The sequence below is a fragment of the Gemmatimonadota bacterium genome (genome assembly GCA_030747075.1).
Classification (GTDB): domain Bacteria; phylum ARS69; class ARS69; order ARS69; family ARS69; genus ARS69.
Genome location: JASLLL010000025.1, coordinates 1 through 21,852 on the forward strand (window position 1 = coordinate 1; position 21,852 = coordinate 21,852).

20 protein-coding genes are annotated in these 21,852 nt (G+C 64.2%); 4 read left to right on the forward strand and 16 right to left on the reverse strand.

What is annotated here, in order from left to right; genetic code table 11:
• The 13 genes from QF819_08345 to QF819_08405 form a co-directional block, all read right to left on the reverse strand.
• The coding region (locus QF819_08345) for an LptA/OstA family protein (protein MDP6803168.1) at window positions 1-1,323 on the reverse strand (1,323 nt) is incomplete at its 3' end.
• A 3-nt stretch (window positions 1,324-1,326) separates the two neighbouring features.
• Entirely contained in the window at window positions 1,327-2,430 is a 1,104-nt protein-coding gene (gene ugpC, locus QF819_08350; GenBank protein ID MDP6803169.1) for a sn-glycerol-3-phosphate ABC transporter ATP-binding protein UgpC, read from the reverse strand.
• 3 nt (window positions 2,431-2,433) lie between these two features.
• Window positions 2,434-3,756 (reverse strand): folylpolyglutamate synthase/dihydrofolate synthase family protein, encoded by a 1,323-nt coding sequence (locus QF819_08355; protein ID MDP6803170.1) that lies wholly within the window; start codon window positions 3,754-3,756, stop codon window positions 2,434-2,436.
• Entirely contained in the window at window positions 3,753-4,649 is an 897-nt protein-coding gene (gene accD / locus QF819_08360; GenBank protein ID MDP6803171.1) for an acetyl-CoA carboxylase, carboxyltransferase subunit beta, read from the reverse strand. Before accD ends, QF819_08355 begins: the two co-directional genes overlap by 4 nt.
• On the reverse strand, window positions 4,649-5,551 hold the full coding sequence (locus tag QF819_08365) for a purine-nucleoside phosphorylase (protein MDP6803172.1): 903 nt from the start codon (window positions 5,549-5,551) through the stop codon (window positions 4,649-4,651). The genes accD and QF819_08365 overlap by 1 nt, the downstream gene beginning before the upstream one ends.
• A complete protein-coding gene (gene tsaB / locus QF819_08370) occupies window positions 5,548-6,282 on the reverse strand; it encodes a tRNA (adenosine(37)-N6)-threonylcarbamoyltransferase complex dimerization subunit type 1 TsaB (GenBank protein MDP6803173.1) in 735 nt (244 codons plus the stop codon). The genes QF819_08365 and tsaB overlap by 4 nt, the downstream gene beginning before the upstream one ends.
• Entirely contained in the window at window positions 6,279-6,758 is a 480-nt protein-coding gene (gene tsaE / locus QF819_08375) for a tRNA (adenosine(37)-N6)-threonylcarbamoyltransferase complex ATPase subunit type 1 TsaE (protein MDP6803174.1), read from the reverse strand. The genes tsaB and tsaE overlap by 4 nt, the downstream gene beginning before the upstream one ends.
• Complete coding sequence (locus QF819_08380; GenBank protein MDP6803175.1) at window positions 6,755-8,446, reverse strand: bifunctional response regulator/alkaline phosphatase family protein; 1,692 nt, start codon at window positions 8,444-8,446, stop codon at window positions 6,755-6,757. The genes tsaE and QF819_08380 overlap by 4 nt, the downstream gene beginning before the upstream one ends.
• Complete coding sequence (locus QF819_08385) at window positions 8,353-9,609, reverse strand: HAMP domain-containing sensor histidine kinase (protein MDP6803176.1); 1,257 nt, start codon at window positions 9,607-9,609, stop codon at window positions 8,353-8,355. The genes QF819_08380 and QF819_08385 overlap by 94 nt, the downstream gene beginning before the upstream one ends.
• 19 nt (window positions 9,610-9,628) lie before the next feature.
• Entirely contained in the window at window positions 9,629-10,507 is an 879-nt protein-coding gene (locus tag QF819_08390; GenBank protein ID MDP6803177.1) for a hydroxymethylbilane synthase, read from the reverse strand.
• 87 nt (window positions 10,508-10,594) lie between these two features.
• Window positions 10,595-11,638, reverse strand: a complete 1,044-nt coding sequence (locus tag QF819_08395; GenBank protein MDP6803178.1) for an MraY family glycosyltransferase — start codon at window positions 11,636-11,638, stop codon at window positions 10,595-10,597.
• Between the two features lie 63 nt (window positions 11,639-11,701).
• A complete protein-coding gene (locus QF819_08400; protein MDP6803179.1) occupies window positions 11,702-12,682 on the reverse strand; it encodes a GDP-mannose 4,6-dehydratase in 981 nt (326 codons plus the stop codon).
• 124 nt (window positions 12,683-12,806) lie between these two features.
• Window positions 12,807-13,739: an SDR family oxidoreductase gene (locus QF819_08405; protein MDP6803180.1), complete on the reverse strand. Its 933-nt coding sequence runs from the start codon at window positions 13,737-13,739 to the stop codon at window positions 12,807-12,809.
• A 272-nt stretch (window positions 13,740-14,011) separates the two neighbouring features.
• On the opposite strand from QF819_08405, the gene QF819_08410 reads away from it, so the two are divergent.
• Entirely contained in the window at window positions 14,012-15,880 is a 1,869-nt protein-coding gene (locus tag QF819_08410) for an acyl-CoA dehydrogenase family protein (GenBank protein MDP6803181.1), read from the forward strand.
• An 84-nt stretch (window positions 15,881-15,964) separates the two neighbouring features.
• Here QF819_08410 and QF819_08415 read toward each other — a convergent pair whose 3' ends face one another.
• The 3 genes from QF819_08415 to QF819_08425 are packed head-to-tail and all read right to left on the reverse strand — an operon-like array spanning window position 15,965 to window position 18,656.
• Complete coding sequence (locus QF819_08415) at window positions 15,965-16,261, reverse strand: YhbY family RNA-binding protein (protein ID MDP6803182.1); 297 nt, start codon at window positions 16,259-16,261, stop codon at window positions 15,965-15,967.
• Window positions 16,261-17,271, reverse strand: coding sequence for a dTDP-glucose 4,6-dehydratase (gene rfbB, locus QF819_08420; GenBank protein MDP6803183.1), 1,011 nt, complete (start codon window positions 17,269-17,271; stop codon window positions 16,261-16,263). Before rfbB ends, QF819_08415 begins: the two co-directional genes overlap by 1 nt.
• Window positions 17,271-18,656, reverse strand: a complete 1,386-nt coding sequence (locus QF819_08425) for a UDP-glucose/GDP-mannose dehydrogenase family protein (protein MDP6803184.1) — start codon at window positions 18,654-18,656, stop codon at window positions 17,271-17,273. The genes rfbB and QF819_08425 overlap by 1 nt, the downstream gene beginning before the upstream one ends.
• A gap of 142 nt (window positions 18,657-18,798) precedes the next feature.
• Here QF819_08425 and QF819_08430 point away from each other — a divergent pair, with 142 nt between their 5' ends.
• From QF819_08430 to QF819_08440, 3 genes are all read left to right on the forward strand, one after another.
• Complete coding sequence (locus QF819_08430) at window positions 18,799-19,239, forward strand: hypothetical protein (GenBank protein ID MDP6803185.1); 441 nt, start codon at window positions 18,799-18,801, stop codon at window positions 19,237-19,239.
• A gap of 67 nt (window positions 19,240-19,306) precedes the next feature.
• Complete coding sequence (locus tag QF819_08435) at window positions 19,307-20,485, forward strand: 6-phosphofructokinase (GenBank protein ID MDP6803186.1); 1,179 nt, start codon at window positions 19,307-19,309, stop codon at window positions 20,483-20,485.
• 122 nt (window positions 20,486-20,607) lie between these two features.
• Complete coding sequence (locus QF819_08440) at window positions 20,608-21,837, forward strand: PKD domain-containing protein (GenBank protein ID MDP6803187.1); 1,230 nt, start codon at window positions 20,608-20,610, stop codon at window positions 21,835-21,837.
• The last annotated feature ends 15 nt before the right edge of the window (window positions 21,838-21,852 follow it).

Sequence of the window (21,852 nt, forward strand, 5' to 3'; positions counted from 1 at the left end):
GGCTTCGTCTTCCGGTCGTGTTTCGTCATCCTCGGGCGGGTCTTCCGCTTCCCGCACCGAATCCTTCGGTTGCGGATCTTCCGGCGGCGGCGTGGCGGAAGCCCGCAAAGCCAGTTTCACGAGATCCATCGCGCTCTCGCCGGGTGCCGCCTCTTCCGGAACCGGCGGAAGATCCGCAGTCACACTCTCCGGCGGCACATCCGATGCGCCCGCCGGTGCCCGGTTGCCTCGCTTGCCGCTTCCCTTGGCTCCCTTGCCCTTCTTGCCCTGCTTCGCCTTGCCTCCCCCCTTGCCCTTCCTTCTCTGCCCGCCTGCCTTGATGCTCTCGTCTGCCTCTGCCGATTCCGGACCTGCCGCGTCTTCCGCCGCCACCGGCCGCTCGCGATCGTCTGCGAAACTCCGCGCCACGCGCCCGCCCCCGCGCACCAGCACGCGCCGCTCTCCTTCGCCGAGCATCTCCAGATCAATGCGTTCGCCGGTAATCGTCGCGCTCCCGTCGAGAATCGACGGATTGCCGCGCATCTTCACGCGATCCCCGCTCCGGAAGAAGGTGACCGTGTCCGCGTGTGCTTCCATCGTCTCCCGGTGGATGATGACATTCCCGGTGGCCACCGCGGCCTCTTCCCGCGGGTCGTAAGTCATGCGGTCCGCAGAGACGCGCACCACCACTCCATCATCGTCTTCGAAGCGGGCGGACGGTTGCCCCGTCGCCCGGGCCAGATCGTACGCGCGGTCGTATTCCAGGTGCTCCCCTGTGACCACAACTCCGCTCTCGTCATCCGTGAACTCCGCGTTCCCCGCCGCATACAGAACTTCCGTGCGCTGGTCCCAGGTGATGGCATCGCCGCGAAGCGTGCCGGATGTGTCCTCGGCGGAGGCGTCGCCGATCAGTTCGAACCGATTCTCGTTGCGGTACCAGAACCCCTCCTCCGCGACGGCGGTCCCCTCTCTCCCGAACACCACCAATCGATCCGGGAAGCGCGCCAACCGACGGTCCCGGTCGTAATACACATAAGGAGCCCGCACGGAGACCGAGTCGTCCCGCATACGCACATGGCCGGAGAGCAGCGCACGCCGCCCGCCCTCCAGATAACGCGCTTCGTCCGAGGTTGCGTGGAGGTTCCCGTGGCGAATGACCACGCTGTCGACAAACGAGTGCACACGCGCCCCGTCGGCTGACACCACGGAATGCGATGCACGCGAAGTAATCGTCCAGGGATCTTCGGAGTCCGGAGGAACGGCAGCCAGTGCCAGAAGCGCGCCGAACAGAAGGGCGCTCAGCGCAAGGCGGGACGATGCCGGATGGGGCCTCCGAAGACCCACGGGTCAGTTCTCCGCGCCGGCGGGGGAGTGAAGTGCTTCGCCCGAAGCGGAATCGAAGACATGCAGAGCCTCTCCGCGGAGAACAAAACCGCGCCGCTCCCCGGCACTCACTGCGCGATCCGGCGCAACCCGAGCAACGAGTTCCATCGAACCCGCACGGGCGTGAACCAGGATTTCGCTGCCGAGCGGCTCTACCACTTCCACATTCGCCTCCACCGATGCGTGCGCGGCACGCTCGGCTAGTTCCAGATCCTCGGGACGAATGCCGACCGTCAGGTTCTCCGGCAGATCCTCCAGCCCCGGAACCCCGGAAAGATCCACCGAAAACCCGGCACCCGAAAGCCGAGGCCCGCCGTCTGACCGCGAAACCCGGCCTTCCAGGAAGTTCATCGCCGGGCTCCCAATGAAGCCCGCCACAAACCGATTCGTCGGGCGGCGGTAGAGACTGAGCGGGTCCGCAATCTGCTGAATCACGCCATCCTTCATCAGCGTGATCCTCGTCCCCATAGTCATGGCCTCCACCTGATCGTGCGTGACATACATCATGGTCGCGCCGAGTTGCTGGTGAAGGCGGGAGATCTCCGTTCGCATCTGAACACGAAGTTTCGCGTCGAGGTTGGACAGGGGTTCGTCGAAGAGGAACACCTTGGGCTTGCGAACGATCGCCCGCCCGACGGCAACACGCTGCCGCTGCCCGCCGGAGAGCGCCTTCGGGCGGCGCTTCAGGAGTTCCGTAAGGCCGAGAATCTCAGCGGCTTCACGGACGCGGGAGTCGATCTCCGAGCGATCGTACTTTCGCATCTTCAACCCGAACGCCATGTTGTCGTACACAGTCATGTGCGGGTACAGCGCGTAGTTCTGAAAAACCATGGCGATGTCCCGGTCTTTCGGTGCCACATCGTTCACGATGCGTCCGTCGATGGACACTTCTCCGCGCGTGATGTCCTCAAGCCCCGCGACCATGCGAAGCGTCGTGGACTTGCCGCACCCTGAAGGCCCGACGATGACCATGAACTCGCCGTCTTCAATCGTGAACGAGGCTTCCTTCACCGCATCCACATCACCCGGGTAGGTCTTCCAGACATTGCGAAACTCGACCTTGGCCATTCTCTATCCTTCCCACGCGCCCGCAGGCGCCGGTTCCTCTGCCGGCCCGGGGGTATCCACCGGATCCCCGAACGCCCGCATGGCGGCTCCGACCGTGAAGAGCGAACCCGCCACGACAACCCATGCTCCCGCCGGAAGACTCTCCCGCGCAAACGCCACGGCGTCCGCCACGCTCTCCCGCCAGTCCACATTCATTCCTGCGGCGGCAAGCGCCGACGCGGTTTCCTCCGCCGGCCTCGCGCGGACCGGGTGCGGAGGGGTGGCGGTCACGGCTCGCCGAAAGACGCCGGAGAGGCGCGTGGCCATCTCTGACAGATCCTTGTCGCCCAGCACGCCGAGCACAAGCACCGAACCTTCAGGAAGCCCAAGTTCCACCAGCGAATGGCTGAGCGCCGCAACCCCCGCCGCATTGTGCGCCACATCGTAGACCCGAACGGGGTTTCCCGCCACTTTCCGCAACCGCCCCGGCCATTGCGTCCGCCCGAATCCGCCGAGGAGCAAGTCCAGCGCCTCCGGTCTGGAATCCACCAGGCGCGCGGCGAGGGCCGCCGTGGCCAGATTCCGCGACTGATGGACGCCGGGGAGCGGGGTGAATACCTCCCGCTCCGGATCGCCCGGCAGGCGAATCCGCGCCGTAAGGCCATCCCAGTTGTTGGAGAGCACGCGAAGCTCCACCTCTTCGTCCACGCGCAGCACAGGCACTCCACGGCGCCGGGCAATCTCCTCGCACGCCTCGCGCGGTGCGGGCTGCATCTCTCCCAGCACGAGCGGCACCCCGGGGCGAAGGATGCCCGCCTTCTCCCGGGCGATCTCCGCCAGGCTCCCGCCAAGCGTCTTCGTGTGGTCCAGGTCGATCCCGGTCACCACCGTCACCGCCGGATGGCAGACACTGGTCGCATCCAGTCGCCCGCCAAGCCCAACCTCCAGCACGGCGATATCCACGCGGGATTGTCGGAAATGCTCGAACGCAAGGGCGGTGGTCACCTCAAAGAAGGACGCGTCTAACTCTCCGCCGGTGGAAGTCATCGCGTCCAGCGCGAGTGCGGCGTCCTCCTCCCGGATGGGATGCCCGTCCACGCGAATGCGCTCGGCGAAGTCGACAAGGTGAGGCGAAGTCAGAAGGCCCACGCGCCGACCGGTTGCCGAGAGCGCGGCCGCCACCATGGCGCACACGGAGCCCTTGCCGTTCGTGCCCGCCACGTGAACGGCGGGAAACTCCCGCTCCGGGTGGTCCAAGCGGTCCAGAAGGCGGGTCACATTCGCAAGGCCCAGTTCCACGCTCTGGCCGCGCAACGCGGTCAGTCGCTCGAAAGCGCCACCGCTCACGACGCGCCGGACACCGTGACCGCCGGAGCCACCGGGGATTCGGGCTCCATCTTCGCGTCGCCGAAGAACGCCAGCAGCGTGGCCAGTTCGTCCCGCAGATCCCGCCGGTGTACGACCCGATCCACAAACCCGTGCTCCATCAGGAACTCCGACCGCTGGAATCCTTCGGGAAGTTCCTGGTTGATGGTCTCGCGAATCACACGCGGCCCGGCGAACCCGATGAGCGCTTTCGGTTCCGCGAGAATCACATCGCCCAGCGACGCAAAGCTGGCCGTCACGCCGCCCGTGGTGGGGTGCGTGAGAATGGAAATGTGCAGCAGTTTCTCTTCCGCAAGACGCGCCAGCGCAGAGGAGGTCTTCGCCATCTGCATGAGCGAGAGAATGCCTTCCTGCATCCGGGCGCCACCCGAACTGGAGAGCGTGACCACAGCCCGGCGCTCCTCAATGGCACGGATCACGGCTCGGTAGATGCGCTCCCCGACCACCGACCCCATGCTGCCCCCCATGAACGAAAAGTCCAGAAACGCGACCGACACGGGGATGCCCTTCACCAGCCCTCGTCCGGAGAGGATGGCTTCCTCCATCCCCGACTTCTTCTTCGCGGCCTGAACGCGGTCCGGGTAGGCTTTGGAGTCCCGGAAGCGGAGCGGATCCGTGGGAACCAACCCCGCGTCTTCCTCAACGAAACTCCCGGCATCCAGCAGGAGCGAAAGATACTGGCGGCTCCCGATCCGGAAGTGATTGTCACACTTCCCGCAGGTCCAGAGGCCCTTTTCCATCTCCGGACGATAGAGAACCTCTCCGCACGCATTGCACTTCAGCCAGACGCCGCCGGGCATGTCCTTCTTGCCGGAGGTCTTGATTCCCTTCTTCGCTCTTCGGAACCAGGGCATCAGCGCCCCCCCGGGGTGTCGGCGGAGAACTGCTCCAGGCAGGCGGCCAGGAGTTGCGAGAATCGCTCCTTGCGGGACTGCATGACTTCGATGACTTCCTCGTGATTCACCTCGCGTCCGGGCACGACACCCGGCGCCATATTCGTCACACAGGCGAAGGCCACCGCATCCATTCCGAGCGCGGTCGCTGAAATCAGCTCCGGCGCGGTCGACATGCTCACGACATCCGCGCCAAAGGTGCGCGCCATCCGAACCTCGGCCGGAGTCTCGTAGGACGGACCCTTCGATGAGAAAAGCACGCCCGTGCGAAGCGGTATCCCCACGCTCTCGGCGGCGCTCGACACCCGTTCCAGAAGACGCGGTGAGACGCGCGCCGGGCTGCCGAACGCGCCGGGCGATCCGCGAAGGGGGCTGTCCAGCATGAAGTTCACAAAGTCGTGAATCCGCACCAGATCACCCACGCGATAACCCGGATTCACGCCGCCTGCCGCGCAGGTCACCACGAGATCCCGAACGCCCAGCCCGTGCAGGACACCCACGGTCTCCCCGATTCGTCGGAGACTGTGTCCTTCGTAGTGGTGGAGCCGGCCCTGCATCGCAAGGAAATCCCGACCGTTCGACCGTCCGCGCACGAGCCTCCCCGCGTGACCCGCCACCGTGCTTCGGCCGAAACCGGGGATCTCCTCGTACGGGCACTCCTCCAGTGTCTCCACCGTATCCACGAAGTGACCCCACCCGCTCCCCAGAATGAACCCGACGCGCGCGCCGCCAAAGCCGCGATCCGCGAGAAACTCGACGGACTCGCGACTTCCGGGGAAGGGTGGAGTGGTCGTGGGGTTGAGCAATGGAATCCGCCTCCTTCCGGCAGGTTCCGGGGACCATACCGCCCCCTCGGTCCTCATGGTACCTCTGTCGACCCGGATTCGGTTTCTTTCCGCTGTTCCCTGCGGATCTCAGCGTCCGTCTTTCGCAGGTAAACTGGCTCTACGGACGCAGAATCCGCCATTTCTCCGGATTTCGCCTTCCGTATGGCTGCCCGAAGGACCGCGGCGGCACGCGTTCTCGCCAGTTCCGGAGGGGCGACCCAGCCGGATTCCGCACCGAAGAGAGGCCGGAGAAGCGGCGTGCCGTCCCCGCAGAGGATCCCGCCGGGCGTCGCGGCCGACGAGGTGGCCCCCAAGAGCGCAAGAAGTGCCACGGGCGAGACGGCCTCCGGCCCCCACGCAAGAACAGGCGCGTCTCCCGCATCCGCCGCGCGATAGAGCGCCGCATAGACTTCGCCCCGTCGCGCATCCACCGAGGGGAGAATCAGCGTTCCCGGCAAAGCCCCCTCGGACGCGGACTCCGCGATCCCCTCCAGCGTTCCCACCGGGACGACCGGAATGCCGCGCGCCAGCGCCAGCCCCTGAGCCGCGGCAATCCCGATACGGATGCCGGTGAACGATCCCGGGCCGGTCGACACCGCCACAGCGTCCAGGTCGGCAGGCGACACGCCGGATTCCGCGAGAAGCGCAAAGAGCCCCGCCACCGCACCCTCGCCCCGGAGGTCCACCTCCCGATCGCGGACCTTGCCTCCGGCTTTCAGCGCGACGCTTCCGGCAGGCGTGGTCGTCTCCAGCGCGGCAATGTTCATAGCTCGCCTCCCTCCAGCGCCCGGATGTGCACTCCCGCCGGAAGCAGGATCCGGATCCGTCGCGATTCCCCGTCCGACTCCAAGCGTATCCGCACCGTATCGGGCGGCAGCGCGGGAAGCACGCGGTCCCCCCACTCCAGCAACACCAGCGTCTCTCCGTCGAGCAGTTCCGAGAACCCCAGCGCGTCCAGTTCCCCGGGCCCGTCAAGGCGAAAGCAGTCCATGTGCACGACCCGGCGGCCATCCGCCGCTTCATGGATGTTCTGGAGCGTGTAGGTGGGGCTCGTGACTTCCGTCTCCACACCGGCCCCCGCGCAGATCCCCCGGGCAAGCACCGTCTTTCCTGAACCGAGCGCCCCCTCCAGCGAGAGTACCGCCCCATTCGGAAGCGTCCGGCCCAACGCCGCGCCGACGGCATGCGTCTCCTCCGCCGACCCGGTTCGGATGGCCAGCGCGCGCGGAGCGGACTGGGTCATCGCGGGTTCATCACTGCGACGGGGAGAACCATCTCTTCCAGTGAGATCCCGCCATGCTGGAAGCTCCCGCGGAACTGGCGCTCGTACTCGTGGAACTTCGTCGGGTAGACGAAGTAGTAGTTCTCCCGCGCGATGATGTAGTGCGTCCCGAGACCCATCGACGGCAGTTGGTAGGCTTCCGGGTCCTTGATGTGGAGCGCGTGCTTGGTATCGCACCCGAGGTTGCTCCCGATCTTGAACCGCAGATTCGTCGTGGTGTCCCGGTTTCCCTGCACCATCGAAGCGTGCCTTCCGATAATGGAGCCATGATCCGTGGTCACGACCACGGTGGCATCCTGCCGGGACACGGCCTTCAGAATCTCAAAGAGCGCCGAGTGCTTGAACCAGGCCATTGCAAGCGATCGGAACGCGGCTTCGTCCGGTGCCACCTCCCGGAGCAGGTCGGAGTCCGACCTGCCATGCGAGAGAATGTCGATGAAGTTGAACACCATGGACACGAGCGGCAGCGAATACAACCCGGAGAGACCTTTTCGAAGGTTGTTGGCGTCCGCGCGCGTCACCACCTTCACATACTTCGACGGCACGCCCGGGGCCGCGCCCAGCCTCTTCAGTTGTGCGTCGAGCAACGCGTGTTCATGTCTGTTCAGGCTCGTCTCGTCATCACCGGGCATGGCCCAGAGTTCCGGGTGCTTCCTGGCAATCTGAAGCGGATGCAGCCCGGAGAAGATGGCGTTCCGCGAAAACGGAGTGGCGGTCGGCAGAATGGAGAAGTAGTGATGCCGCCGGATGTCGAAGAACGGTTCCAGAAGCTGCTCCATGGCAACCCACTGATCCAGCCGAAGACAGTCGAGAACGATGAAGTACACCTTGCGCTTCTTCCGGAGGAGCGGCGCCACGAACTTCCGAACGATATCCACCGAGAGCGTCGGCCGGTCCGACGGATCCGCAGAGATCCACCCGGCATAGTGGGACGCCACAAACCGCGAGAACTCAACATTGGCTTCATGCTTGGCGTCTTCATGCGTCTGCAGAAGTCCGGCGTCCCGGAATGAGTCCAGCCGAAGATCCCAGTCCGCGAGCTTCCTGTGCGTTTCCAGCCAGACATCCGGAGACTTTTCGCCTTCTCGGAGATTCCGGAGCAGGGTGAACTCCTCCACATAGTCCCGCATCACGCCGGATTCGCGAATGCGCGCGCCATCCAGAAGGCGGCGGCAGGCGGTGAACACCTGAAGCGGATTGACGGGCTTGACGAGGTAGTTGTCGATCTCGCGCCGGATGGCCGCATCCGCAAGGTCTTCGTCCTCCGACTTGGTCACCATGATGACGGGAACGCTCGGGTCCACGGCCTTGATTCCCTGAAGCGTCTCCAGGCCGTCGATGCCGGGCATCATCTCGTCCAGTATCACGAGATCGAAACGGCGACCCTCCTTCGCGACCAGATAGACCGCATCCTCGCCGTTGGAGACCCCCTCGACGGCAAACCCCCGATCCTCCAGCATCTTCACATGAGGACGCAGCAGGTCGATTTCGTCGTCGGCCCAGAGAATGGTCTTGCGCGGTTCCAGAGTAACCTCATTCAGTCCGTGGGAGGGGGTCAGGCGGAATGCCCGCCCGCGGGCAGTTCCACCGAGAACACGGTACTGACGCCCCCCTTGCTGTGCAACAGGCGGAGTTTCCCGCCATGGTATTCCTCGACAATCCGTCGCGCCAGGGCCAGGCCGAGTCCCCACCCCTTTCGCCTTGTGGTAAACCCCGCATCGAACACGCGTCGCTGGATCGACTCGGGAACGCCCGGACCATTGTCCTCCACCAGAATCCGAACGCCCGCGGCGGTCCTTTCGGTCCGAACCGTCACGCGACCATCTCCCTCGCCCCGCGCCAGTGAGTCGAGCGAGTTCTTCACGAGGTTCTCCACGGTCCAGGAGAGCAGTTCCGGATCGGTCGCGACATTCCCGACCTCTCCAAGATCCTTCACAATCTCCATGCGGCGGCTTCGGGTGGGCACACGACGCCCGAGATAGTCCACCACCTGCGACACGATGGGGTCGACCTCGTGGGGCTCCAGCTTCGGAGACGACCCGATTCGCTCGAAGCGTTCCGCAATCTTCGTCAGGCGGGAAATGTCGCGGCGCATCTCCATCAGCGTGGAATCGTCAACGGGGCGCTCCTTCTCCGCCTCCAGAAGATCCACCCAGCCCATGAGCGACGAGATGGGCGTCCCGAGTTGGTGGGCCGTCTCTCTGGCCATGCCGACCCAGATGCTGCGCTTCTCGCTCCAGCGAATGGACCGCAACCCGAGGTAGGCGAAGATCAAGAGAAACGCCCCAATCCCGATCTGGATGATCGGCATCAGACGAAGCTGCGCTACCAGCGGGGAGTTCCCGTAATGGATGTGCCCGGAAACCTGGCCGGTCTCGGAATGCACCATCGGGATGGGGGTATGCTCCGTGTCCATTTTCCACGCCAGGCCGAGGAGGGTGGATACCGGCCCGCTGGGCGGATTGGACGGGTCTGTCGTTGCGAACACTCCAAAGGGCACGGCATCCGAAGGCACCTCCGTGCCTTTCCACGCCCACGGCACGCCTCGACGATCCGTGACAACAATGGGGAAGTCCACCTGCTCCATCAGTTCGACGAAGATACCGCGCACATCCCGATCTTCGGAGGCCGTGAGCGTCGCGGATGCGGCAAATCGGGCGAACACATCCGTGAAGAGAATCGTCTGCTGTTCAAGACGGCCCGCAATGCGGCTGGTAAAGAAGAGCGACCCAAGCGCAAGGGCCAACATTCCGAGGAAAGGAAGATTCCTCGTCAGCACCGCTGAAGCCGGAAGAAACCGTGGTCGTGTCATGGACTCCCGCTCCGGAGAATCACCGGTAACTGGCGAGGTAGTCCCGGGCGCCTTCCCCGACGAAGAGTTTCGCAAGCCGGATGCCCAGTCCCTCTGCTTCGGTAAGCTCCCCTTCGAGTTCGTCGCGCATGACCGCCCCGGACACGGTGTCGGCCAGAAGCCCTCTCAACACAAGGCCGTCCTCTCCCTGTTCGCCATGAACCGCCACCGGGTCCGACATACGCACATCCAGTTCACGCAGGAAGGCCCGTTCCGCCAGAACGATGTTCCGTGTGGTCTCGTCATCCAGAAGGGCGGCCACCTCCCGGGTCTTCGCGTCTCCTTCGCGCACAAGAACGGCAAAGCTCCCCTGCCCCGCCGCGGGGAGAATGATCTCGGGTGTGAATACTTCCGCAACCATCCCTTCCCAGCGCAGCGTCTCGACATCCTCGGCGGCCACGACGAAGGCCGAGACCTCTCCGGCCTCCAGTTGCTGCATCAGTCGATCCACCGTTCCCTCCACCTGCCGGATCTCCAGATTCCCGAGAAACCTGCCCAACTGCACCGCCACGCGGGCGGACTCCACGCCCACCACTGTGGCATCCTGCAGATCCTCCAGAAGGTCCCCGTCCCGGGAGACAAGAACATCGAACGGGTCCACCCGAGTCGTACACGCCGCAAGCTCCACACCATCCACCGGGCGGATGGGAAGTTCCCGCGCGCCTCGAATGTGCATGTCGATCATCCCGGCCGCGAGGGCGTCCTGAATGGGGTGGTCCTCCCCGTTCGCACCGGGGAAGTCGCTGAACTCAAACTGCACGCCGGCTTCTTCCGCAAGACGACCCAGGACAATCGCGGTCTGGGCACGGCAGAACTCCGTCCCCCGGCATCCGACACGAATCACTCGTTTCTCGCTCAATCCAGTCTCCGATTGATGGTCACAGGCGGCGCCCGATCAGGCGGATGGACCTCTGATTCGCAGGCTATCAGAGCGTTTCGCAAGCGGTCAAGGCGTGGCCGGAGGGGCTTCCCCGGAGGCGCTCTCCGGAACGGGAGCCCGACGACACAAGAACAAGCCGAACCCGATGTAGGAGAACAGGACCGCCGCGGAGAGCGTCACCGTGGCCGGATCGAAGGCCAACGCGTCGAGAAGCACAGCCACGGCACAGGACAGGAGACACACGCCGTATATGGTCAGCGCAGTGGCGCGCGGCCCGGCGAGAATGCGGCACAGACGGTGGCTGGAGTGATCCCGGCCGCCCTGCGTCAGGCTTTGCCCCCGCGCGTATCGGGTCACGCTGACCAGCGTAATGTCGAACACGGGATACGACAAAACCAGAACGGGTACAAGCAAGGCCGCCGGAGTTTCCGCGCCCCAGGCAATAATCCATCCGGAACACCCCAGCGCATACCCGAGAAAGAGGCTCCCCCCGTCCCCGAGGAAAATCGACGCGGGACTGAAGTTGTAGCGCACAAACCCGATAGACGCCCCACAGAGGGCCGCCGCACCGATCGCAATCCACGGCCTTCCCATCGACATGCCGAGAAAGACAAACGCAAGTGCCGCGACCGCGGTGATCCCGGGGGAGACACCATCCATGTTGTCGAGGAAGTTCATCGCGTTCGTGAGGCCGACAATCCAGATGAGGGACAGCACAATCCAGATCGGCGTGGCAAAGAAGGCGTCGCCCGGGCCTCCGCTGGCAAGGAAGATCACTGCGGCGACCACCTGTCCCAGAAGCTTCGGAAACCAGGACAGATTCACCCGATCATCCACCACACCCATCGTGGATACGAGAAGCGCCCCCACGACGAATCCCAGAAAGCGGCTCCCCGGCGGATCGCCCAGGAGCGCCCATCCGGCGAGTCCTCCCGCAAGGAACCCGGCGACGACCGCGACGCCTCCCAGGAGTGGGGTCGCACGCTCGTGAACACCACGGCCGGAGGGATATGCCAGAAAATCGGTCGCGATCGCCACGCGGCGAGCAACGGGCGTCGCGAGAAGAGCCCCGACCAGCCCTCCGACCAGTGCGCCGAAAACCGGAATCACGCGCACCCCCAAAGAGAGCGGGTCAGAAACCGAGCGAATACCGGACGGTGCCTCCCGGGGGTGTCAGAGGACCGCGACGGACTCTGCGCCCCGGAACGATTCAATGACTCCCAGCAGTATGTCGTCCAGCGATCTCGTCGGGCGGTACCCGATGTACTCGCCGATCTTCACCAGTGAGGGGACGCGCCGACGCATATCCTCGAATCCGGCGGAGAACGCCTGGTCGTAGGGAATCAGTTCGATGGGTGAGTCGCTGTCCGTGAGTTTCTTCACTCGTTCGGCAAGCTGCAAGATGGTCACTTCTTCGTCGTTCCCCAGATTGAAAATCTGGCCCCATGCGCGGTCGCAGTCGATCAGAGAGACCACACCCTCCACAACATCGAAGACCGAACCGAAACAGCGGGACTGCTGTCCGTCACCGTGAACAGAGATGGGATCCCCGGCAAGGGCCGCACGAACAAAGCGCGGCACAACCATTCCATAACGCCCGCGCTGCCGGGGACCGCAGGTGTTGAAGCAACGCACGATCTGGACGGGAAGGTCTCGCTCGCGGTGGTAAGCCAGTGCGAGAATCTCATCGACCGCCTTGGCTGTAGAGTAACTCCAGCGCTGAACCGTGGTCGACCCGAGGACCCGGTCGGAGTCCTCCTTGAAGGGAACGACGGCGGCCTTTCCGTAGATCTCCGAGGTCGAGAAGAGGATCACCCGGGTCTCGTGGCGGTCCGCCGATTCCAGGACATTCTCGGTGCCCCGGATGTTGACCCGCATGGACTGCAACGGATGCTCGATGACATACTTCACGCCTACCGCCGCCGCCAGATGGACGACCAGGTCGGAGTCGCGAATCAGTTCATCGAGAACATCTGCGCTCAGCACCGTGTCCACGACTGTACGGACGGCGCCGGTCTCTTCATGCTGAGACAGGTTCTCCAGGCGGCCGGTGGAGAGATCGTCCAGAACGACCACCTGATCCCCACGGGCCACCAGAAGATCGACCAGGTGCGAGCCGATGAAGCCGGCTCCCCCGGTGACGAGTACGCGCATTCGGTCCCCACCCTTCATAAAAAAGTTCAGAATAGAAACAACTACCACTCAGCCCTGTCTGACGCAAGCAGGACCACTCTCCCCCAACCGTCCAAGCCCGACAACCCCACGGAGGCGGGCCCTGTCAGTACCCCTCGTTCCGGAACCACTGGACGGTCTCCGCAAGCCCGTCCGACAGCTCAACCTGCGGCTCCCATCCGAGTTTCGCCTTCGCGGTGGAAATGTCCGGCTGCCGGATTTTGGGGTCGTCCTCGGGAAGGGGTCTGTTGGTGACCGAAACCCGGGACCCCGTCGCCTCCTTCACGGCCTCCGCAAAGCCGCGAATGGTCAGTTCATGGGGATTCCCCAGATTCACGGGGTCGTTGAGGTCCGAGAGAAGCAGGCGATAGATGCCCTCGATCAGGTCGGTCACAAAGCAGAACGATCTCGTCTGCTCCCCGTCCCCGAAGATCGTGAGTGACTCTCCGGCCAGCGCCTGGGTGATGAATGTCGGGACGACCCGGCCGTCCTTCGCACGCATCCGCGGACCATAGGTGTTGAAGATCCGAACGATCTTCGTGTCCAGCCCGTGAGACCGATGGTAGGCCATGGTCATGGCCTCACCGAACCTCTTGGCTTCGTCGTAAACGCCCCGCGGCCCAATGGGGTTCACGTTCCCCCAGTAGTCTTCCTGCTGCGGGTGCACAAGCGGATCCCCGTACACCTCGGAGGAGGACGCGATCAGAACGCGGGCGCCCTTCTCCCGGGCAAGCCCCAGCACCTTGTGTGTCCCGAGCGCTCCCACCTTGAGCGTCTGGATGGGAAGCTCCAGATAGTCGATGGGCGACGCGGGAGACGCAAAGTGCAGAAGCGCATCCAGGTGCCCCGAGAGAAAGATGTACTCCGTGACATCGTGGTGAATGAACTGGAACCGGTCATTCCCGGCCAGATGCTCGATGTTGCGGATGTTGCCGGTGATGAGGTTATCCATACCGACCACTTCGTGGTCTTCGGCAAGGAGTCGATCGCACAGGTGCGACCCCAAAAACCCGGCCGCGCCGGTCACGAGAATGCGCATCCATCCCTCCCATGAGAACCGCACATCCCCGGTGGATGCGGCAGCCAGATAATCCGGCATGGTAGCCCGGCGCCCGGGCGGACGCTACCCCGCATTTCCACAGGAAAGAATGTGTCGCGATTCGTGAAGCGGGGACGCGAGAAAACACGGGCTTCCCCGGGCAAGCTGCGGTATGCAGGTTCAGGAGGTGGTCCCTTCCGGCCGATTACTCACCCTGGGGACTTGCGCCCCGGAAACGGGTTCACGGACTGGCCTACAAGGAGAAGTGCCGTATGTCGCCCAAGACAGCCGCCGAAGAACACGCCCGGGAACTCGCGGAGTCATCCCGGCAATCCGAGTGGAGTCACCCCAGCTTCGGGGCGGAACTCTTCATGGGGAACTTCCGGCCGGATCTCGTCCTCGACTTCCCTCATCAGGATGCGGAAGACCGGGAGATCGGCGACCGGTTTCTGGAGAAGCTCGGAGAGTTCCTGAAAGACCAGGTGGACGCGGATGAGATCGACCGGAATCTGAAGGTTCCCGACGAAGTCATCCAGGGGCTCGTGGACCTTGGCGCGTTTTCCATGAAGATCCCCAAGGAGTACGGCGGTCTCGGAATGTCGCAGATCAACTACAACCGCGCGGTTGCTCTGGTTGCCAGCCACTGCGCCTCCACCGCAGTCTGGCTGTCCGCGCATCAGTCCATCGGAGTGCCGCAGCCGATCCTCCACTTCGGGACTGAAGAACAGAAGAACCACTTCCTCCCCCGGCTGGCAAAGGGGGCGATCTCCGGTTTCGCGCTGACGGAAGCAGGGGTCGGGAGCGACCCGGCGAACATGAACACAACCGCGGTCCTGAGCGAGGACGGCACCGAGTGGATCCTGAACGGCGAGAAACTCTGGTGCACGAATGGTCTCATCGCGGAACTGTTGATCGTGATGGCAAAGACTCCTTCGAAGATGGTGAAGGGGCGGGAGAGAAAACAGATCTCGGCGTTCATTGTCGAGGGAAAGGCTCCCGGATTCGAAGTGACGCATCGCTGTGAGTTCCTCGGGATCCGGGCCATTGAGAACGGAATCATCCGGTTCAACAACCTGCGGATTCCGGTCGGAAATCTCCTGGGCGGAGAGGGACGCGGGCTGAAGATCGCACTCGCGACGCTGAACACCGGACGCCTCACGCTGCCCGCCGCCGGGGCGGGCGCCTCGCGACAGTGTCTGCGCATCACCCGCAAGTGGTCGGGCACCCGCATCCAGTGGGGCCTCCCCATCGGCAAGCATGAGGCGGTGGGGTCGCAACTGGCGTGGATCGCATCGCATACATACGCCATCGATGCGGTCTCCGGGTTCGCATCCGGGCTGGCGGTGCGCGGGGGCGCGGACATCCGGGTGGAAGCGGCGTGCGCGAAGCTCTTCTGCTCCGAAATCGGCGTCGCCATCGCGGAGAAGACCATGAAGATCCGCGCGGGCCGCGGTTACGAAACCGAGAAGTCGCTCCGCGAGCGTGGCGAGATGTCCTTCCCGGTGGAGAGGATCTACCGCGATATGCGGATCAACACCATCGTGGAAGGCACATCAGAGATCATGCGGCTCTTCATCGCACGCGAGGCACTCGATCCGCACCTGTCGAAAGCGGGCGCACTCATCGACCCGCGCAGCCCGATGTCCGAGAAGCTCCGTTCGCTCGCGGGAGCCGCCGCCTGGTATCCGGGGTGGTACCTCTCCCGCTGGCTGCCTTCGCTCGGCGGAGTGCCGCGCCACATCCCCCACGAACTCTGCGGTCACATCCGGTTTGTGCGCCGTTCCGCGAAGCGACTGGCACGCGCCCTGTTCCACGCCATGGCCACGCACGCCGGCGGCCTGGAGCGGCGGCAGGTTCTGCTGGGGCTGTTCGTGGACATCGGCACGGAACTCTTTGCGATGAGCGCCACTGTGTCCCGCGCGGCCTCCAGGCAGCCGGGCGACCCCGACGACGGCTCCAATGTGGAGCTGGCGGATCACTTCTGCCGGTGCGCAACAGCCCGAGTGCAGGAGTCCTTCCGCGCGGCGGCGTCGGATCGGATCGGGAGCGCGGGCCGGAGAATCTCGAAGGGCGTGATGAACGGACGCTACGGGTGGCTGGAAGAGGGAATCGTCCCGGCGTGCCCCGACGACAACGACTAGGGGCGATCCCGGCCGCCACCCGGCGAAGTGGCGGCAGCGTGTTGTGCGCGGCAAGAAGGGTGCGCCTTGCGGCTCTGCTGCACCCTATTGCGGCAGTTCGATGACGGGCTTCTCCGCACGCGGCCGGTAGAGGAGCGCGGTCCGGCCGAGCACCTGCACAAGTTCCGCTTCGGCGGCTGCTGCAAGTTCGGCGGACACGATCTTCCGGTTCCCCTCCACGGATTCCAGAAGCCGGATCTTCACGAGTTCGTGCGCTTCCAGCGCGTCCTGGATCTGCGCAAGAACCCCCGGCGTGGCGCTCGCCTTCCCGACCAGTACCGCCGGCTTGAGCGACACCCCGAGCCCGCGAAGATACCGCCGGTCTTTTCCGCGAAGCTCCATCAGTCGTTCAACGCGGCGTAGTGCTTCCGGTAGTACTCCCGGAACTCGCCGGACTTGATCTTGCGCCACCACCACTCGTTCTCCTGAAACCAGCGGATCGTCTCCACCATTCCCGTTTCAAAGGAGTGGCCAGGTTCCCATGAATAAGCCTCACGGAGTTTCCGGGTGCTGAGCCAGTAGCGACGATCATGCCCCTGCCGGTCATCCACATGGCGAATGAGTGTCTCCGGTTTCCCCAGCGTCTTCAGAATGAGCGAAGTGATCTCCAGCACGGTGAGTCCGTTCTCGGCGGCAATGTTGAAGACTTGGCCATCCGCGCCTTCCGCATCCATCAGAAGGTCCAGAGCTGCGGCATGGTCTTGAACATGAATCCAATCACGGATGTTCTTCCCTGAACCATAAACGGGAAGAGGTTCGTCATCGATGGCGTTTGTCACGAAGAGCGGTATCAACTTCTCCGGGTACTGGTTGGGTCCGTAGTTGTTGCTGCACCGGGTAATCACGACCGGAAGTCCATAGGTGGCCCAGTACGAGAACGCCAACCGGTCACCGCCCGCCTTCGACGCGGCGTAGGGATTCCTCGGCATGAGCGCGGAGTCTTCCGTGGCGGCGGAGTCCATGCGCTCCCCGTAGACTTCGTCGGTGGAAACCTGGATGAAGCGCCGCACGCCGTGTTCCTTCGCCGCCTCCAGAAGAACATATGCTCCGTAGACATCCGTCTGCACGAAGTTCCCCGGGTCCCCGATGGAGCGGTCCACATGGGTCTCCGCGGCAAAGTTGAGCACGAAGTCACAGCCCTTCATGGCTTTCCGGACCGCCTCTGCATCGCAGATGTTCCCGCGGACAAACGAGAAGCGCGGGTCTTCCTCAACATCCTTCAGGTTGTCGAGATTCCCCGCATAGGTCAGCACATCCAGAACCACCACTTCCGCATCCGGGCGGGACTCCATGACATGGTGCACGAAGTTCGATCCGATGAAGCCTGCGCCGCCCGTCACGAGAATCCGCATCAGGATGCCCCCCCCGCGACCGGTTCCGCATCCGAACCGCCGCCCAGTCGGAGCACATCCTGGAACTCCCACGAAGACGACGCCTCGTAGCTTCGACCGACACCTGCGTGGTTCATTCCCGCCTGGCGCATTTCCCGGGGGTCGTAGATGTTGCGGCAGTCCACGAAGTTCGGGGAGCGCATGACCTCTTTGAGTTTCGGGAAGTCGAGAATGCGATACTCGTTCCATTCGGTCAGGAGAACGAGACAGTCACAGCCATCCGCCACTTCGTAGGCCCCGCTGCACCAGGTGATGCCGTCGATGCCGTCGAGGTCCTTCACGACCGGGTCGTGCGCGCGGACCGTTGCGCCGCGTGCGAAGAGTTCCGGAATGATGGTCCGCGAAGGGGCTTCGCGCGTGTCGTCCGTGTTCGGCTTGAAGGCAACCCCGAGAATCCCCACCGTCTTCCCGGTGAGATCTCCGGCGCAGATGGACACGACCTTGTCCACCATGCGGTGCATCTGCAGGCGATTCACTTCCAGCCCCGCCCTCAGAAGCCGGAACTCGTACCCGGAGGACTCGGCAATCTGCGCCAGCGCGATCGTGTCCTTCGGGAAGCACGAACCGCCGTACCCCGGACCCGCATGCAGGAACTTGGAGGAAATGCGCCCGTCGAGGCCCATCGCCTTCGCGACCACGGTGACATCCGCGCCGACCGCGTCGCAGAGGTTCGCGATTTCGTTGATGTAGGAAATCTTCGTCGCAAGGAATGCGTTGGAGGCGTACTTGATCATCTCCGCGTTGGCGACGGTCGTCCGGACGATGGGCGTGCCGAGGCGATAGAGCGGCCGGTAAATGCCTTCCATCACATCCATCGCCTGTTCCGATGTCGCGCCGATGACAACACGATCCGGTCGCATGAAATCGTGAATGGCTGACCCTTCGCGAAGAAACTCCGGGTTGGATACAACATCGAACTCCGCATCGGGCCGCTTCTCCCGAATGATCGACTCCACGATCTTTCCGGTGCCGGTGGGTACGGTGGATTTCGTGACCACCACGGTGTAGCCGTCCATGTGCTCCGCGATTCCCGCGGCTACTTCCCGCACATAACGAAGGTCTGCGCGTCCGTCCTCGCCGGGCGGTGTTCCCACGGCAATGAACACCACCTTCGCGCCGGGAACGGACTCCGCAAGGCCTCCGGTGAAGGAGAGGTGCCCGCGTTCCCGATTCATGGCAACCAGTTCGGCGAGGCCGGGTTCGTAAAAGGGAACATCCCCGTTTCTCAGCGTCTTGAGCTTGGCGCGGTCGTTGTCCACACAGATCACTCGGTTTCCAAAGTCCGCGAGACAGGCGCCGGTCACAAGCCCCACATAGCCGGTGCCGACGACGGTGATATTGTCCATGGGGCCGCCCTCCGGGCGAAAAGACCGTGTATCCGATGGATGACGAGATAGTCTACCCTGCCGCCCGTGTCGGCGCCATGCCGAAGGTTGTATTGCGGCGGCCGGACCCACGACCTATCCTCGTCCGCCGGGAGGGTTCACGATGGAGATCACGATCACCCGGGAGGTCGGCCACGCACAGGTTGCCGCCGTCCGCCTGCTCGTCTGGTTGAGGAAGCGCCCGCCCACGCTGGAGGAGGTGGCCGAAGCGCTCGAATCGAAGGTGGAGATCACCGGTCACCGCCTGCGCGCCCTGGAGGCCCGGGGCATCCTTCGCATGGTCGAGACCCCGTTCGAGACGCATGTACACCTGGCGGACCATCTCGCGCTGGAGGAACTCCCGGAGGAGGACACCGGCCCCGGGCTCGCCGACGAAGTGGAGGCGTTTCAGAAGCGGCAGGAGGAGAAGTCGGAGGAGTTCATGCGTATCTTCGAGGAAGACGAAGAGGGCGCGGAGCGAAAGGAGCGCCACTCTGAACTCGAAGAAGGCCTGCGCACCTTCAAGAAGAAGAAGGCTCCCAAGGCACCCTGGGAGAAAGACTGACTTCGTTCCCCGTGGCGATTGACCGAACTCACTCCCGCGTGCATCTTGGCCGCGGGAGGAGCTGCCGATGACGAAGCAACACCCTCGGATCGGAGTACTGACGGGCGGCGGCGATGTCCCCGGACTGAACGCGGTCATCAAGTCGGTCGTCTATCGTGGAAGCGAGATGGGGCGGGAAGTCGTCGGATTCCGGCGCGGCTGGATGGGCCTGACCCACATGGACCCGTCGAAACCCGAGGACCCGGAGTTCTACCGTCCGTTGACCCGGGAGAACACGCGCCGGATCGACCGAAGCGGCGGAACGATTCTCCACACTTCCCGAACGAATCCCAAGAATGTGTCGGAGAAAATCGTACCGGAGCACATGACCGCCGAGAGCCTCGCGCGGCTGGGTTCCTACGACGGCGTTTACGACTTCACGCCCGTGGTCATGGAGAATCTGGACCGTCTGGGCGTGGGGTGCCTCGTGGCGATCGGCGGGGACGATACGCTCAGTTTCGCCGCGCATCTGCACCATGCGGGAATGCCCGTGATCGCCATTCCGAAGACCATGGACAACGATGTGCGCGGGACGGAGTACTGCATCGGATTCTCCACCGCCATCACGAGGGCCAAGGAGCTCATCACGCGGCAGCGAACCACGCTGGGTTCCCACGAACGAATCGGGATCTTCCGCATCTTCGGGAGAGACGCGGGCTTTACCGCTCTCTACACGGGGTATGTGACCTCCACGCGCTGTCTCATCCCGGAGCACCGCTTCGATCTGGAAGAGGTGGTGGATCTTCTCGCCAGCGACAAGGCGGGCAACCCCAGCAACTACGCCCTGATTGTCATGAGCGAGGGCGCCTCGTGGAGCGGACACAAGGTGGGAGAATACGGGGTGGCCGACGCCTACGGACACCGGAGGAAGGTGGATATCGGTCTCCTGTTCGGAGAAGAGATCACCCGCCGCACGGGAGTCCGCACGCTCCACAGCGACCTCACCTACGATCTCCGAAGCGGAGCGCCGGATGCCATCGACCAGATTGTGGCCACGACCTTCGCCAATATCGCCATGGATCTGGTGGCCGATGGCGTATCCGGGCGGATGATTGCCGTTCAAGGCGGCCGCTACGCACACACGGATATCCCGGACCCCGCACTGGGTCCACGAGTGGTGGATGTGGACACGCTGTACAATGCGGAGCGCTGCCGCCCCCAGTACAATGAGAAACTCGGCGATCCCCTCTGGTTGAGCCACGCCTAAGCCCACAATCTTTCGTTGCACTTCTGGTCTTCCCGGCAGCACAATCCCCGCATCCGGGTCGGACGGCTGCGTGATCCGTCCGGCGGGTGGTGTGGTGTGAGGGTGCGGACCGGAGGATTCCCATGGACTGTCCACGCAGGCAGGGCACTTCCCTGGCCCGGCTGCCGGGCGCGGTCGATTCGGTTCTTGCCGCGACCCTGACCGCACTTCTCCTGATCGCGGGTTGTACGCTGGAATCGGGGCGGGATGTCTCCGGGCCGCGCGTACTTCTTCCGCCCACTCCGCCGGAAGAGGCTCCCTTCCCCGAGGTCCTGATCGGGCAGGCGGGCCGGTCGGTGATCCACGGGGCTACGGGTCTCTTCTCGCAACCGGCCACACTTGCCGTGGGCATTCCCGCAAGCGCCCCCTCCGACATTCTCTCCGCGACCCTCTACTGGTGCGGACTCGCGGTATCCCCCACCGGGGACGCCACGCTGTCGATCAACGGCGTGGAACACACCGGCGAACTCTACGCCGCCGTTCCGCAGGGAACCTCGCCACCGAGAACCGCGCTCTTCTACCGAATGGACGCGTCCGCACTCGTCGCGCCGGGGATGAACTCCCTCACGCTCGACGGTTTCGATCTCGGCCCGCGGGGAAACCCGGATGGGGCCGCGCTCATAGTGACCATCCGCGACCTCGCTTCTCCCTACAACGGGCTTCTCGTGTACGAACCCGGCGAGTTCGTCTACTGGGCGGACCCCCACCACGATACCGGCGCGGTCCACGCCTTTCGGTTCCCGCCCGCCATGGCGGATCGATCGGCATCTCTCTTGCTCCTTGCGGGAGATTGCGAACCCACCCGCGCGGATGCCGTCCTCTGGGCGACCGGTCCGGCCACCAGTCCGCCTGAAGAGAATCTCCCCGGGGGATTCTCCCGCGTGAACTCGCTGACCGGTGCGGCCGGGAGCCAGTTCGATATCTTCCGGGTGGATGGCGTCGCGATACCGGCGGGTCACTCGCACTTCGCGTTTCAGGTGGTCAGCCCGCCCGAAGGAGACGGGGACAGCATCCTGCTTGCGGCAGCGGTCTTTTCCATCTCGGCGACGAACATCCCGCCTGTGCCTGATGCCGGAGGCCCGTACTCGGGGCTGGCGGGTTCCGCTGTCTCCTTCGACGGGGGCGGATCGTTCGATCCCGACGGTGAGATTCTTCGTTACTACTGGGACTTCGGAGACGGCGCGCATGGAGACGGAGAGTCGACGACGCACACTTATGCCGCCGCGGGGACCTACACGACTACGCTCCAGGTTTGGGACAACCGACGCGCGCAGGCCTCCCGGGCAGCGCAGGTCTTCATCACCAGTCCGTGATCCGATGCTGTCGGA

Bases quoted from the DNA above. Each gene is read 5' to 3' on its own strand.
- QF819_08410 (MDP6803181.1), top strand. From the start codon at position 14,012: ATGTCGCCCAAGACAGCCGCCGAAGAACACGCCCGGGAACTCGCGGAG.
- QF819_08365 (MDP6803172.1), bottom strand. From the start codon at position 5,551: ATGAGGACCGAGGGGGCGGTATGGTCCCCGGAACCTGCCGGAAGGAGG.
- QF819_08425 (MDP6803184.1), bottom strand. From the start codon at position 18,656: ATGGACAATATCACCGTCGTCGGCACCGGCTATGTGGGGCTTGTGACC.
- tsaB (MDP6803173.1), bottom strand. From the start codon at position 6,282: ATGAACATTGCCGCGCTGGAGACGACCACGCCTGCCGGAAGCGTCGCG.
- QF819_08415 (MDP6803182.1), bottom strand. From the start codon at position 16,261: ATGGAGCTTCGCGGAAAAGACCGGCGGTATCTTCGCGGGCTCGGGGTG.
- QF819_08440 (MDP6803187.1), top strand. From the start codon at position 20,608: ATGGACTGTCCACGCAGGCAGGGCACTTCCCTGGCCCGGCTGCCGGGC.
- tsaE (MDP6803174.1), bottom strand. From the start codon at position 6,758: ATGACCCAGTCCGCTCCGCGCGCGCTGGCCATCCGAACCGGGTCGGCG.
- ugpC (MDP6803169.1), bottom strand. From the start codon at position 2,430: ATGGCCAAGGTCGAGTTTCGCAATGTCTGGAAGACCTACCCGGGTGAT.
- QF819_08405 (MDP6803180.1), bottom strand. From the start codon at position 13,739: ATGCGCATTCTCGTGACCGGCGCGGCCGGGTTTTTGGGGTCGCACCTG.
- QF819_08435 (MDP6803186.1), top strand. From the start codon at position 19,307: ATGACGAAGCAACACCCTCGGATCGGAGTACTGACGGGCGGCGGCGAT.
- QF819_08385 (MDP6803176.1), bottom strand. From the start codon at position 9,609: ATGACACGACCACGGTTTCTTCCGGCTTCAGCGGTGCTGACGAGGAAT.
- QF819_08400 (MDP6803179.1), bottom strand. From the start codon at position 12,682: ATGCGCGTACTCGTCACCGGGGGAGCCGGCTTCATCGGCTCGCACCTG.
- rfbB (MDP6803183.1), bottom strand. From the start codon at position 17,271: ATGCGGATTCTCGTGACGGGCGGCGCAGGCTTCATCGGATCGAACTTC.
- accD (MDP6803171.1), bottom strand. From the start codon at position 4,649: ATGCCCTGGTTCCGAAGAGCGAAGAAGGGAATCAAGACCTCCGGCAAG.
- QF819_08430 (MDP6803185.1), top strand. From the start codon at position 18,799: ATGGAGATCACGATCACCCGGGAGGTCGGCCACGCACAGGTTGCCGCC.